This window comes from Brevundimonas sp. SPF441, assembly GCF_009661015.1.
Taxonomy (GTDB): Bacteria; Pseudomonadota; Alphaproteobacteria; order Caulobacterales; family Caulobacteraceae; genus Brevundimonas; species Brevundimonas vesicularis.
The window spans coordinates 23,561-37,080 of record NZ_WJWX01000015.1 but is presented as its reverse complement, the minus strand read 5'-3'; the positions used below and the strand labels follow the sequence as shown (position 1 = coordinate 37,080).

General features: G+C 66.8%; 13 protein-coding genes. 1 reads left to right on the top strand and 12 read right to left on the bottom strand.

The genetic code is table 11. The features are described from left to right. Positions 1-14 precede the first annotated feature (14 nt). From GGC30_RS09980 to GGC30_RS09925, 12 genes are all read right to left on the bottom strand, one after another. A complete protein-coding gene (locus GGC30_RS09980) occupies positions 15-1,379 on the bottom strand; it encodes a sulfite reductase subunit alpha (protein WP_370451947.1) in 1,365 nt (454 codons plus the stop codon). Then, positions 1,376-2,482, bottom strand: a complete 1,107-nt coding sequence (locus GGC30_RS09975; protein WP_153923742.1) for an FAD:protein FMN transferase — start codon at positions 2,480-2,482, stop codon at positions 1,376-1,378. The genes GGC30_RS09980 and GGC30_RS09975 overlap by 4 nt, the downstream gene beginning before the upstream one ends. 10 nt (positions 2,483-2,492) lie before the next feature. Beyond that, a complete protein-coding gene (locus tag GGC30_RS09970; protein WP_153923740.1) occupies positions 2,493-3,293 on the bottom strand; it encodes a DUF4198 domain-containing protein in 801 nt (266 codons plus the stop codon). 9 nt (positions 3,294-3,302) lie between these two features. Beyond that, complete coding sequence (locus tag GGC30_RS09965) at positions 3,303-3,815, bottom strand: DUF2271 domain-containing protein (RefSeq protein WP_055752840.1); 513 nt, start codon at positions 3,813-3,815, stop codon at positions 3,303-3,305. 11 nt (positions 3,816-3,826) lie between these two features. Next, positions 3,827-4,504 carry a PepSY-associated TM helix domain-containing protein gene (locus GGC30_RS09960; protein ID WP_370451946.1) on the bottom strand — a complete coding sequence of 226 codons (678 nt, stop codon included), beginning with the start codon at positions 4,502-4,504 and terminating at the stop codon, positions 3,827-3,829. 67 nt (positions 4,505-4,571) lie between these two features. Beyond that, the gene (locus GGC30_RS09955; protein WP_370451945.1) at positions 4,572-5,258 is read right to left on the bottom strand and encodes a Fe2+-dependent dioxygenase; all 687 of its coding nucleotides are present in this window, start codon (positions 5,256-5,258) and stop codon (positions 4,572-4,574) included. Positions 5,259-5,333: 75 nt separating this feature from the next. Continuing rightward, a complete protein-coding gene (locus tag GGC30_RS09950) occupies positions 5,334-7,709 on the bottom strand; it encodes a TonB-dependent siderophore receptor (RefSeq protein WP_153923736.1) in 2,376 nt (791 codons plus the stop codon). Between the two features lie 95 nt (positions 7,710-7,804). Further along, positions 7,805-8,590, bottom strand: coding sequence for a hypothetical protein (locus tag GGC30_RS09945; RefSeq protein WP_055752837.1), 786 nt, complete (start codon positions 8,588-8,590; stop codon positions 7,805-7,807). Between the two features lie 61 nt (positions 8,591-8,651). Next, positions 8,652-9,494, bottom strand: coding sequence for a transglutaminase family protein (locus GGC30_RS09940; RefSeq protein ID WP_066623881.1), 843 nt, complete (start codon positions 9,492-9,494; stop codon positions 8,652-8,654). Positions 9,495-9,496: 2 nt separating this feature from the next. Continuing rightward, complete coding sequence (locus tag GGC30_RS09935; protein ID WP_039244207.1) at positions 9,497-10,435, bottom strand: alpha-E domain-containing protein; 939 nt, start codon at positions 10,433-10,435, stop codon at positions 9,497-9,499. Next, positions 10,435-11,856: a circularly permuted type 2 ATP-grasp protein gene (locus GGC30_RS09930; RefSeq protein WP_017504409.1), complete on the bottom strand. Its 1,422-nt coding sequence runs from the start codon at positions 11,854-11,856 to the stop codon at positions 10,435-10,437. Before GGC30_RS09930 ends, GGC30_RS09935 begins: the two co-directional genes overlap by 1 nt. Before the next feature lie 80 nt (positions 11,857-11,936). Next, positions 11,937-13,145 (bottom strand): NAD(P)/FAD-dependent oxidoreductase, encoded by a 1,209-nt coding sequence (locus GGC30_RS09925; RefSeq protein WP_153923734.1) that lies wholly within the window; start codon positions 13,143-13,145, stop codon positions 11,937-11,939. 80 nt (positions 13,146-13,225) lie between these two features. Here GGC30_RS09925 and GGC30_RS09920 point away from each other — a divergent pair, with 80 nt between their 5' ends. Beyond that, entirely contained in the window at positions 13,226-13,516 is a 291-nt protein-coding gene (locus tag GGC30_RS09920) for a YerC/YecD family TrpR-related protein (RefSeq protein ID WP_153923732.1), read from the top strand. Positions 13,517-13,520: the final 4 nt, after the last annotated feature.

The following is a 13,520-nucleotide window of genomic DNA, read 5'->3' as shown; positions in this document are numbered from 1 at the left end:
GGCAAAGACGGGGTTCAGTACACGTCGCGCCGATAGCGACCGTCTTCCAGCATGGTCAGCACCACGTCCGCGCCAAGCGCGCTTTCCAGCGCGGCATGCACGCCTTGCGACATGCCTTCCAGACTGCCGCAGACGTAGATCGCCGCGCCGCGCGCGACCCAGGCACGCAGTTCGTCGGCTGCAGCCGCGACCAGGTCCTGCACATATCGGCCGTCGCCCGCATCGCGCGAGAAGCTCCGGTCCAGCCGCCGCAGCACGCCCGACGCCAGCCAGGCCTGCAACTCCGCATCGAAGAAGGCGTCGTGCGCCTGGGTGCGTTCACCGAACAGCAGCCAGGCCCCGCCCGTGTCGGTGCGCGCCTTCAGGTGCGCGCGCAGCCCGGCGATGCCCGTGCCGTTGCCGATCAGGATCATCGGCGTCTCGTCCGCCGGGCCGTGGAAGCTGCGGTTCGTGCGCAGCCGCATCCCGATCTCGCCGCCGAGCGACAGGTCTTGCGTCAGCCAGCCCGAGGCCAGGCCCGGCGCGCCGTCAGGATGGCGCATCAGTCGGATCAGGAACTCGACCCGGCCGTCCGACGGCAGGGAAGCGATGGAATATTCACGTGAACCCGGCGTGACGCCATCACGCTCAGGCAGGCCGACCTCGGCGATGTCGCCGGCCGACCAGTCGGACGTCGCGCCCACGGCCTCGAACGCCAGATGATAGGCCTCGTCGCCGGGACTGCCCGGATTGACCAGGGTGCGTTCGACCAGCCGCCAGGGGGCGTAGGCGGGCGGAGTCCAGTCGGGAGCCGTGACGCTGCCCGTGATCTGGTTCAACTGGTGCTGCCAGTGGCGAAGGGCGCCGGCCTCGCCGTTGTCGACCTCGACCATGTCGAACAGCGGTTCGGCGCCGGCGCGTCGCAGCCAGCCGTCGACCGCATGGCCGAAGCTGCAGAACTGGTCATAGCTGCGGTCGCCCAACGCCAGCAGACCGAAGCGCAATTTCGACAAGTCCGTCGCCTCACCCATGACCTTGCGCACGAACCGGGCGGCGCTGTCGGGCGGATCACCCTCGCCGGTCGTCGAGACGATCAGCAGCGCCCGGTCCGCCGACATCAGCGTCTGCACATCCAGATCGGCGAAGGACAGCACCCGCGCGCCCACGCCGCCATCGCCCAGAGACCGCGCCGTCATCCACGCCAGTTCCTCGGCGAAGCCCGTCTGGCTGGCGAAGGCGATCAACACCGGCCGTCCCTCGCCTGCGCCCGCCAGAGCATCAGACTGCGCGCGGGCTGCCGCATTGGCTCTGCGCTCCCGCCAGACAATGACGGCGATCAGGGCCAGCCAAAGCGCCAAGGCCCCGACCGCCCACAGCCAGCGCTGCGGATCGGCTGTCACCCCGGACGATCTCCGTCGTCGTCAAGCAGGGCGGCGAAGGCCGGCGACATCCGCTCGACCGGCCCGCGCTCGGTGCGTTCGACGAAATGGGCCATCAGACCCACGGCCTCGGCGTAGTCTGGTCCGTCGAACGGTCCCATAACGGTCAGGGCCGTGGCGTAGGCGTCGGCCATCATGGCTGAGGCGTGCAGGACGGTGACCGAACTCAGATTGTTGCTGACCGGCCGACCGGTCGATCCGTCGATGGTGTGGGGATACAGGCGCCCGTCATGGCGGAACGCGCGGCGATAGTCGCCGCTGGTCGCCACGGCCAAATCGAACAGGGCCGCCACAGTGTGGGGCGCAGGCGAACCCTCGACCCGCTCGATCTCGACCCACCACGGCTGGGCGTCCGGCTTGACGCCGCGCCCTTTCAACTCGCCCCCGATCTCGATCAGGTGGGAGGTCGCGCCCACGGCCATCAGGCGGTCGGACACGCGGTCCACCGCATGACCCTTGGCGATGCCGGAGAAGTCCAGCCTCATCCCCCCCATCTGCATCACCGCGCGCGCATCGCCGTTCAGCCTCAGCTTCTGCCAGCCCGACACGGTCGCAGCCGCGGCGATCTCGTCTTCGGACGGGACGGGCAACAAGGCCGAGCGCGGTCCGGGCGGGCCGAAGCCCCACAGATCGACCAAGGCGCCCAGGGTCGGATCGACCGCGCCGTTGGTCTCGTCGCCCAGGGTCATCGCCGCATCCAGCAGATCCCAGAACGGCTGGGACACCGCCCAGACGCCGGCCGGCGCGGTGTTGAAGCGGCTGATTTCGCTGGACGGCTCCCACGGGCTGAACAGGCCGACGACGGTCGCCAGTTCCTCTTCGATCGCAGACCGGATCTCTGCCTCGCCCACGCCTGGCGGAGCGATGACGCGCGCGCTCCAGGTCGTGCCCATGGTCTGGCCGCCCAGCGAACGGATCAGATCGCTGGGCGGACGAGGCGGCGCGCCTTCGATTGCGGGCACGAGGACGCGGTTGTCGACGCGGTCGCCCAGAGGGGCGGCGTCGCCGATATTGACCGTGGGCGGGGCGGCGCGCGAACCGCGCGAAGGGGGAATGTCGGACATGGCCCTTCGCTTAGGGCAGGACTTCCATCGCCGCCACATAGCTGGCGTTGGAACCCAGCGTTTCACCCTGGCCTTCGGTGCGGACCGAGGCGTTCAACCAATACATGCCGGCTTCCGGCCAGGTGATGGTGAAGGCGCCCTCGGCGTTGGTCTTGACCGTCGATTCTTCGGGGTTGTCGCGGTAACGCAGACCGCCGCGCGCCACGGTGACGTCGATGTCAGCCGCCGGCTGGCCGTTGTTCAGCAGCTTGAAGGTGGCGGGCTCGCCCACCACCAGATCGTTCGGGTGGGTGACGGGAACCAGCTCAAGCCCTTCGCCGGTCGTCTTGAAGACAGTGTCTGTCGGATTGTTCAGGGTGACGAAGGTCTCGATGCGGCTGGCGGTGCGGGTCGCCTGAACATTGGTCGCGCCCTCGGGCAGGCCCGCCGGGTATTCCGAGGCCGCGCCGCGCCAGCGCTTCTGTTCGCCGTTCATGGTGTAGCTGGCCATCACGCCGTTCATGACGTTGGCGATCTTGTAGGTGCCGTTCTGGGTCAGATGGGCGTCGAAGGTCGAGCGATAGCGGCCCTGCATGGCGTTCTCGGGCTGGACCGCCGAGCCGTCCGGCGCGGTGATGGTCAGGCCGGTCAGGCGCATGGCGGCGTGATCGGGGTTGAACACCTGGTTCGACATGCCCGCGTCGAACCCGACCCAGGCGTCCGTGCCCGACAGGGTCGTGGCGGTGGGCGCCAGCCAGGCGCGGTGGGCCTGGGCGGCCATGGGGGCGGCCAGTGCTGCGGCCAGCGTCAGCAGGGCGATCGTCTTCTTCATGGTCAATCCTCAGCGAGAGACGGCGACGCGCACGGCGCCCAGTTCGGTGGAGCCGGTTCCGGCGCCGGTGTTGGCCGCGCCCCAGCGGAAGGGCACGCGCACGACCTCGCGTCCGCCCAGTTCGCGGGCCGCCTCGACGACGATGTTGTACTGGCCGGGCTGAAGGTTGCGCAGGCGTGCGGCGGGCACGGTGACGGTCTGGCGGCCCGGCGCGCGCGTGGCGCCGGATACGCCGTCGGCCGGCAGGCTCATGGCGCGACCGCCCTTGCGCCACCAGGTGCGCAGATCCTTCAGCCAGTCCTTGCCGTCGCCTTCGTTGTTGCGGGTCTGCTGATACCAGACGGCCAGGGTGCGTTCGGCCGACTGGTCCGGCTTTTCGATCCACACCGCGACATAGGGGCGATGATACGAGGCGGTGTTCAGACGCGGAATCTCGACCGACACCGTCAGGTCGGCGGCCATGGCGGGCGCAGCGGCGGCGGCCAGGCCGACGGTGGTGATGACGACGGGAAGAAGGCGCATCGGAAAACTCGTCAGTGAATGAAGATCAGGGCGATGACGACGGGGATCAGCAGGCCCAGCGCCGCCAGCGGCCAGGTCGAGGGTCGACCCTTGGCGTGCAGGAACATCAGCCCCAGGCCCGTGATGGCGAAGATGACGCAGGCCGCCGCGAAGACGTCGATGAACCAGAACCAGACCACGCCGGCGTTGCGGCCCTTGTGCAGGTCGTTGAGGTAGGCGATCCAACCGCGCGTCGTCTTCTCGTGCAGGGTCTCGCCGGTCGAACGGTCGATGGTGACCCAGCCGTCGCCGCCAGGCATGGCCAGGGCGACATAGACCTCTTGCGCCGTTGTCTCGGTCGGCTTGCCGGCGATCTCAACCTTCAGCGCCTCGGACGCCCAGCGTGCGACCGCGTCGGGGACAGGATCGGTCGTCTCCTGCGGGAAGCCCGCCAGCCGCTGCAGCAGGGGCGCCGGCAAGGTCGCGGTCTGTTCGACCGTGACCGGATCGCCGGGGATCGAGGCCGCGTGGTTCAGGGTGATGCCGGTGACCGCGAACAGGATCATGCCGACGAGGCTGACCGCCGCTGAAATCCAGTGCCAGCTATGCAGCTGCTTCAGCCAGAACGACCGTGCGCCGTTCAGCGCCGCCTTGGGTTTGGGCCCCTTGGCTGCGGTTTCGGCCTGACGCTGTGTGGCGAGTTCGGTCACGGGCTCGCTGTGCCATTGTTGCGAACGGGTTGCAATAGCATTTAGCGGCGTCGCGGCGCCTTGTGCGTCAGAGCTCGGTCCAGCGCCGCAGCAGATTGTGATAGACGCCGGTCAGTTCGATCACCGCCTGATCCTTGGGCCCCCTCTCGGACGACACGCGCTGGGTGGCGATGTCCAGACGGAACAGGGTTTCACGATCGGCGTCGTCGCGGACCAGGCTCTGCATCCACATGAAGGACGAAACCCGCGCGCCGCGCGTCACGGGCGTGACCCGGTGCAGGCTCTTGGACGGATAGAGGACCAGATCGCCAGCCGGCAGCTTGATCGCCTGCGACCCGTACATCTCCTCGATGATCAGTTCGCCGCCGTCGTAGTCCTCGGGCTCGGACAGGAATAAGGTCGCCGACAGATCGCTGCGAATGCGGATCGCCCCGCCGTTGCGGGACTGGCGGATGGCGTTGTCGACGTGCAGGCCGAACTCGCCCCCGCCCTCGTAGCGGTTGAACAGGGGCGGAAAGATCGTGTGCGGCAGGGCCGCCGCTACAAACATCGGATTGGCGTTCAGCGCCTGGACGACCAGGGCCGACACCTCCTTCGCCACATCCGACTCTTCGGGCAGTTGCAGGTTCTTCTTCGCCGTCGCCGATTGATGGCCCGAGGTGGCGTTGCCGTCCGTCCACGGCCCGGCATCCAGCCGCGCGCGCAAAGCCGCGACCTCGGCCTTGGAGAAGACTTCCGGAATTTGCAGCAGCACAAGCGTTCTCGCTGAATGACGAAACGGCCCCGCGGGGGATCGCGGGGCCGTCAGACTAGGCCGGGGAAGCGGCCTTTAGAAGCGCCGGTTCAGGGCCAGGATGGCTTGGCGACCTGCGGCCACATCGGCGTGGTGAACGCCGTTGGTGCGCATGATGTATTCTTCGTCCGTCGCATTCTTGACGTTCAGCTGAAGTGTCGCGCGATCCGTCAGATCATAGGCGGCGAAGGCGTCCACGCGGGTCCATTCGGGCGCATAGATGCGGTTACTCCCGCCGCCCGCGCCGCCCTGGTTCCCGCCCAGAGATTTGGACGTGTAGTAGACGCCGCCGCCGACCGTCAGCCGGGGCAGGACGCGATAGGTGGTGAACAGGCTGGCGCTGTGCTTGGGCGTATTGGCCAGCGGGTCACCTTCAAAGGCGCTGGGCCTGCACACAGGCGGCGTCACCGTGGCATCGACCGTGCAGGCGCCCTTCACCAGTTCGGAGTCCATGTAGGTATAGCCGCCGAACACGGTCCACTTCGGCGTGATGCTGCCTGACACGCCAAGCTCGAAGCCGTTGACCTCGACCTCGCCCTCCTGACGGAAGATGTTGGGCTCAACCAGGATCAGCGCGTTCTTGCGGGTCAGATGGAAGGCGGCCGCCGACAGGGCGAGACGGTCGTTCAGGACATTGGCCTTGGCGCCGATCTCGAAGCTTTCGATGTCTTCCGGATCCAGAACCGTGTTGGCGACGCCATCGACCGTGCCCGTGCCGCCCGAGGCGTTCTGATCGCCCGCCGAAATGGTCGGCGGCGTCGAAGAGGTGGACCATGAGGCATAGACGCTGCTGTTCTGCGTCGGCTTGAACACCAGACCCACCTGATAGTTGGTGAACTCCCAGGTCTGTTCCGGAACGGCCGTATAGCCCGTGACATTCCAGACGCCAGCCGTGGACGAAGGCGAACCCAAAACGGCATTCACGCCCTTGACCGAATACTGGTCCCAGCGAACGCCCAGGTTCAGGATCAGTCGCTCGGTCAGGGTGATGCTGTCGTTCGCATAAACTCCGATGGCCTCGGTCGTGTTCGAACTGGTCGGGCCGCGGTTGATCACGCCGGTCCAGGCGTCGTCGGGGTTGGGATTATAGACCGGGGTGCAGTCGCCGGCGCCCAGGGTACTGGTCGCAGTCGGATACGTTCCCGACACCGTGGTCAGACCCGTCGGACAGGCCGAGCCCGAAGTGGTGTAGGTCGAATAGGAGGCGTTCTTGTTGTGCTCGCGCGACAGCTCCACGCCGACGTCATAGCTGTGCTTGATCGAACCGGTGGCGAACTGCCCGAAGACATCGGTCACATTGGCCAGGGTGGTGACCGGGTTCCAACGGGTCTTGGTGCCCCGCTTCATCCAGTAGGTGCCGTCCGCCGCCCGTCCGACATAGCCGCCGTCGCCGGGGTTGGTGACGATGTAGTCATTCAGCGTCTGCGAATAGCGGCTGACGTTGCGGATCGTGGCGAAATCGTTGAGGCGATGCTCGGCCTTAAAGGTGAACGCATCGACCTCATTGGTCAGGTAGTCGCGCGCTTTCAGCCCATAGAAGCTGTCATAGGGCACATCCAGAACGCCGCTGTCGGTCGTGCGCGACTGGATCTTGGTGAACAGCGGAATGCCGTAGTCTGGCATCTGGTCGCTGGTCAGATGATAGTAGCTGAAGACCATCGACGACGGCGTGCCCAGACCGGCGCCCAGGCTGATGGCCGCACCCCATTTATCGTAGTCCACGGCGTCGCGACCCGGGACGTCGCCCTGGGCGCCCATCAGGTTGATGCGCAGGGCGGCGGTCTCGCCCAGCGGCAGGTTCGCGTCAACCGTGCCGCGCAGATAGCCGTCGGTGCCCGCGCCCGCGCTGACATTGGTGAAGGCGTTCAGCTTGGGCGATTTGGAGGCCAGATTGATGCTGCCGCCGCCCGAGCCGCGTCCCGAATAGACGGCGTCCGGCCCCTTGATGACCTCAACCTGCTCCAGGTTGAAGACCTCGCGCTGCTGCCCGCCCGTGTCGCGGATGCCGTCCACGAAGATGTTGTTGCCCGACGATTGACCCCGGATGAAGGGACGATCGGCCAGCGGCTGACCGCCCTCGCCTGCCCCGAAGGTGATTCCGGGTGAGTTGGACAGCAGGTCCTGCAAGGACGAGGCCGAGGTCTGTTCGATGATGGCCTGGGGGATGACCGTCACGGCGCGCGGAGTGTCCACCAGGGGCGCGACGAACTCGGGGCTGACGGGGGCCGGCTTCTTGAACCGACCGTTGACGTCGATCGTGCCCAGATTGGCGGGCTGGGACTGGTCGGCCGTGACGACCACGCCGTCCTCGGCGGTCACATCAGCGGCGATGGCGGGGGCGGCGACCAGCATGCCGGCGGCGCTGGAGGCGAAGAGAAGCAAGCGGAGCGCGGCGGCGCGGGATTCGGACATAGTCTTGCGACCTTTTGGTCTGATTTTGCGATGCGCTCGCAATAACCAGCCCCACAGGAAGGCACAAGACAATTGCGAACAAATCGCAATCTTAATTAGCCGACGGCGCTTATGCTCCTCTGAGGCGCCGACGTGTCGATATCCAGCCAGGTCGGATCAGGCATGGCGCGGTGGGCGGCGGCCAGGGCTTCGGACCAACGCCGGCCCAGATCACGGAAATAGGGATCATCCGCCTCGATGCGCCGCGCCGTGCCGGTCAGCTGGTCACGCGGCATGACGATCAGGTCCAGCGGCGGGCCGACGGCGATGTTCGAGCGGATGGTCGAATCGAACGAGATCAGCCCCAGCTTCACCGCCTCGGACAGGGAGGTGGAGCTGTGCAGGGCGCGATCCAGAATGGGCTTGCCGTATTTAAGCTCGCCGATCTGCAGATAGGGCGTATCGGGTCCGCACTCGATGAAGTTGCCCTGCCCGTAGATCAGATACAGCCCCATCTTGCCGCCAGCGATCTGACCGCCCAGCAGCATGGAGGCGGTGACGTTCAGCCCGTCGGCGGTCGGCGTCGGCGGCGTATTGATGCTGGCGCGCACGCTGGCCATCGCATGGCCCAGAAGCTGGGCGGCGCGGAACAGGGTCGGGGCGGTCTGGAGCGTTTCAAGCTCGGTGGAATCCGGCAGTTTGACCCCAGCTGCGACCATGGCCAGCGCCGTCTGGGTGACCGACAGATTGCCTGCCGTCGCGACCGCCAGTATCCGCTCGCCCGGCGACTTGTAGATGTGCAGTTTGCGATAGGACGAGATGTTGTCCACGCCCGCATTGGTGCGCGTGTCGGCGATCATCGCCAACCCGTCGTCCACCAGCATGCCTACGCAATAGGTCACTTCGCTCTATTCGCTCCCCGCGTTGCGAATCCCCAGACGCTAACAGATTCGCGCGTCATGCCTATCGGGGCCATCCACTGGATTGCAGTTGTTGCTGGCTCTGTTGCACCGGCCGCACATTCAGGGCGACGGTCAGTTGCTCCTGGCCGCCGCCATAGCTCGTGCCCCGGATCGGGGTGGCGCCGCGCGCGTCCAGGCCGACCGCGACCCGGACATAGTGTTCGGTCGGGCAGATACCGTTGGCCGGATCGAACCCGACCCAGCCCAGGTTCTCGACCCAGGCCTCGGCCCAGGCATGGGCGGCGTCCTGATCGTGGCGTCCGTCCTGACGGCTGAGATGGCCCGAGACATAGCGAGCCGGCACGCCCAGCAGGCGCGCGGCTGAGATGAAGATTTGCGAATGGTCCTGACAGACGCCGCGCTTCTGAGCAAAGGCCTCGGCGGCGGTGTGGGAGGCGGAGGTCGAGCCGACCTCGAACGCCACCGTGTCCTTCAGCGCGCCCATCAACTGATGCATCCGGCCCAGCGTCGCGCCCTCGGGAATGGAGCGGGCGAAATCGATGATGCCGGCGTCGGCCTTGGTCATCGGGGTGTCGCGCAGATAGACGATGGGCGACAGGCGTTCGGCCTGCCCTTTCACGACGCCGCCCGTCTCGACGGTCGAGACCTCGCCGGTGACGCGGATGGTCAGGGCGTCGGTCGGCCGCTCGGTGTAGAGGCTGTGAACGATGTTGCCGAACGCGTCCTCGCTGCGCCGCAGCCGGGCGTCCACATCGGTTTCGATCCGCCAGTCGCGGACCTGCTGGCTCTCACACGACTTGGGCGTCAGGCGCAGCATCTGGACGATGAAGCGCGCGGGCCGGGCGTAGGCGTAGCGGGTGGAGTGATCGATCCGGATCCGCATGGTCAGACCAGATACTGTTCGTGGACGGCCGCGGCCAAGGCGTTGTTCTCGTTCAGGAAGCCCTGAATGTATTCGTGCAGGCCGGACTGGAAGATGTCTTCGATCTTGGCCTCGTTGAACTGGCTGAGGCGATTGGAGGCCAGCCGTTGCGCCGGGCCGCGTCGCCCGTAATCGGTGGCCAGCTTCTCCAGATAGCTGACGATCATGCCCTGACACGAGGCCAGCGAACGCGGCATCTGGCGGTTCAGCACCAACAGGTCCGCAACCAGCCACGGCCGCACGCTTTCGCGGTAGACCCAGCGATAGGCGGTCAGGGCCGAAACCTCGCGCAGCAGGGTCGTCCACTGGAAGTAGTCCAGTTGCCCCCCGACCCGTTCGCCGGGTGGCAGAAGCAGGTGATATTTCACGTCCAGCAGACGCGCCGTGTTGTCGGCCCGTTCGATCGCCATGCCCAGTCGCAGGAACCAGTAGGCGTCGTTGCGCAGCATGGTCCGCGACGACGCGCCCTCAACCGCCAGGGACGTCGATTTCACGAAGTCGAGGAAGTTGGTGAAGTCGTCGCGCTTGGTCGGTTCGCCCAGCTCGTTCAGACCGTTCCAGGCGCCGTTGATCGCCTCCCACAGTTCGATGGTCAGGGCGGTGCGCACCGAGCGCGCATTGGTCCGCGCCTTGGTGATGCAGGCCTTTATCGAGGTCGGATTGTCGAAGCCGAAGGCCAGATATTCCCGCACGGACTTTTCCGACACGGTCCGGCCGGTCGCGTCAAAGCCGGCCTTGACCCCCGACGAGGCGATGGCCCCCGCCCAGGCGGTGACGGCGGCCTGATCTTTCGCCGGCAGGGCGGCGAGACGGATCGCCGCCTCCAGAATTCGGGCGAGGAAGTCCGCCCGCTCCATATAGCGGCCGGTCCAATAGAGGCTGTCTGCGGTGCGTGAAAGCATCAGTTGTCCAGCACCCAGGTGTCCTTGGTTCCGCCGCCCTGGCTGGAGTTCACCACCAGCGACCCTTCCTTCAGCGCCACCCGCGTCAAGCCGCCGGGCGCGACGCGCACGCCGGCCGGGCTGGACAGCACGAAGGGCCTAAGATCGACGTGGCGGGGCGACAGGGCGCCGCCATTCAGCGTCGGAGCCGTCGACAGGCTCAGCGTCGGCTGGGCGATGAAGTCGTCGGGATCGGCGATCAGCTTGGCGCGGAAATCCTCGATCTCGGCCTTGGTCGAGGTCGGCCCGACCAGCATGCCGTAGCCGCCCGATCCGCCGACTTCCTTGACCACCAGTTCCGGCAGCTTATCCAGTACTTCTTTCAGGGCGTCCGGCTCGCGACAGCGCCAGGTCGGCACGTTCTGCAGGATCGCATCCTCGCCCGTGAAGAAGCGGATGATCTCGGGCATGTAGGTATAGACGGCCTTGTCGTCGGCCACGCCCGTCCCGACCGCATTGGCCAGGGTCACCCGTCCAGCGAAATAGGCCGACATCAGCCCCGGCACCCCAATGGTGGAGTTGGGCATGAAGGTCAGGGGATCGAGGAAGTCGTCATCGATGCGGCGATAGATGACATCGACGCGCTTGGGCCCTTCGGTCGTGCGCATGAAGACCGTGTCGTCATTGACGAACAGGTCCGTGCCCTGGACCAGCTCGACGCCCAGCTTGTCGGCCAGGAAACTGTGCTCATAGTAGGCCGAGTTGAAGGGGCCGGGCGTCAGCACGACGATGGTCGGATCCGCCCCCGCCCCTGCCGGCGCGGACGCCTGCAAGGAGCGCAGCAGCATGTCGGTGTAGATCTCGACGGGACGTACGGCGTGTTCCGCGAACAGGTCGGGGAACAGCCGCATCATCATCTCGCGGTTCTCCAGCATGTAGGAGACCCCCGACGGCGTGCGGCAGTTATCTTCGAGTACGTAGAAGCCGTCCTCGCCCGTGCGCACCAGATCCACGCCCGAGATATGACACCAGACGTCGCCCGGTGGACGACGGCCCTGCATCTCCGGCCGATAATGCGGATTGGTCAGGATCAGATCGGCCGGGACAATGCCCGCCTTGATGCAGTCCTGCGGCCCATAGATGTCTTTGAGGAAGGCGTTGATGGCGGTGACCCGCTGCTTCAGCCCCTTTTCCAGACCGCCCCATTCGTCCGCGCCGATGATGCGCGGCACCACGTCGAACGGGATCAGCCGCTCGTTGGATTCCTCGTCGCCATAGACGGCGAAGGTCACGCCCATGCGGCGGAAGAACAGCTCCGCCTGGCGCGAGCGCGCCTGCAACAGATCGGCCGGCGCGTTTTCCAGCCACGCCGCCAGCGTCTTGTAGCTGTCGCGGATCGCACCCGATCCGCCGCCATTCATTTCGTCGAAAGCTCTCGTCATCCGCCCCCGCCGCGTTGAAGTCGCAGCTTGAATGGTCACGAACGTAAAGCGCAACAGTTTTGTTGCACTGCGGCGACGCCTTATCCGACGGCCACCGCCTTCATCGACACCGCCGGATCGGCCAGCTTGTCCACGTCCACAGGCGTCGCCTTGGCGATCAACTGCTTGCCGGCCATGAACTCGGGCGGAGCGTTGACGGCCTCGACGCAGACGATGCGGTCGCCGTTCAGATGGAAGACGGCAAAGCCCGACGCCGTCGGGTCGCCACGCACCACCTGTCGGTCGGCGTCGAACGGCAGTCCGGCGATCTGCAGCTTGACGTCATACTGGTCCGACCAGAACCACGGCACTTCGGGCGTGGGTCCGGCCCGCCCGACGATGGCGGCGGCCGCCTGTTTGGCCTGCTCCAGGGCGTTGGGCACGCTTTCCAGCCGATGATGCACGCCGCCGTGGACCGGAATCGGTCGTCGCGTCATGTCGCCGATGGCGAAGATCGCCGGGTCGCTGGTGCGCGCCTCGGCGTCCACCACCACGCCGTCGCCGCAGGTCAGGCCGGCCGATCTCGCCAGGACGTCGCACGCCAGGGCGCCGACCCCCACCAACACCGCATCCGCCGACACCACCGATCCGTCGGCCAGGCTCACGCCGTCGCGGGCCACGGCGACCACCTCCGCGTCGGTCAGGATTTCGACGCCGTGCACCCGGTGCTGTGCCGTGAAGAAGGCCGACAGGGTCTCGGACGCCACCCGCGCCAGCACGCGCGGCGCGCGCTCGATCACCACCGCCTCGGCGCCCAGGGCCCGCGCCGACGCCGCCGCTTCCAGCCCCACATAGCCGCCGCCGACGACCGCCAGACGCTTGCCGGGCCCGAGGACCGCCTTCAGTCGCTCGGCGTCCTTCATCGTGCGGAGTTCCAGCAGATCGGGATGGTCCCCGCCCGGAACCGGCAGCTTGCGCGCCATCGAACCGGTCGCCAGCACAAGGATGTCGTAGGTCTCCGACGACCCGTCCTCAAAGACGACCGTCTTCGCTGCCGGATCCACCGACACGGCGACCATCGAGGGTCGGAAGTCGATGTTCTGCTCGGCGTAGAAGCTCAGAGGCCGCAGCAGCAGCGCCTCCAGATCCGCCTCTCCCTTCAGCCAGGCCTTGGACAGCGGCGGCCGCTGATACGGCGGCGCATCCTCCTCGCCCACCAGCACGATGGGGCCTTCATGCCCATACTGCCGCAGGAACGCCGCGACGGAGCCGCCAGCGTGTCCCGCGCCGATGATGAGAACCTTGGTCATAAAGACGCAGATAGTGCGCCACGCACGATCTGTCTCCTCCCCCCTTGACCGTTCCATCGTTACAGCATAGTGGAACGCACATGACGACCCAGCCCGCCCGTGACGACCTGCATGACGCCTTGCTGTCGATGCAGACGCGCGCCGAGATCGACGCCTTTCTGGCCGATCTTTGCACGCCTGCGGAACTGCGCGCCTTCTCCGAGCGCTGGCAGGTCGCGCGCCTGCTCGACGCCGGCGGCAAATCCTATCGCGAGATCGCCGCCGAGGCCCATGCCAGCCCCACCACCGTCGTCCGCGTCGCCCGCTATCTAAAAGACATGCCGCATCAGGGCTATCGCCTCGCCCTGGACCGCCTGAAGAACAAGAACTGAGTAT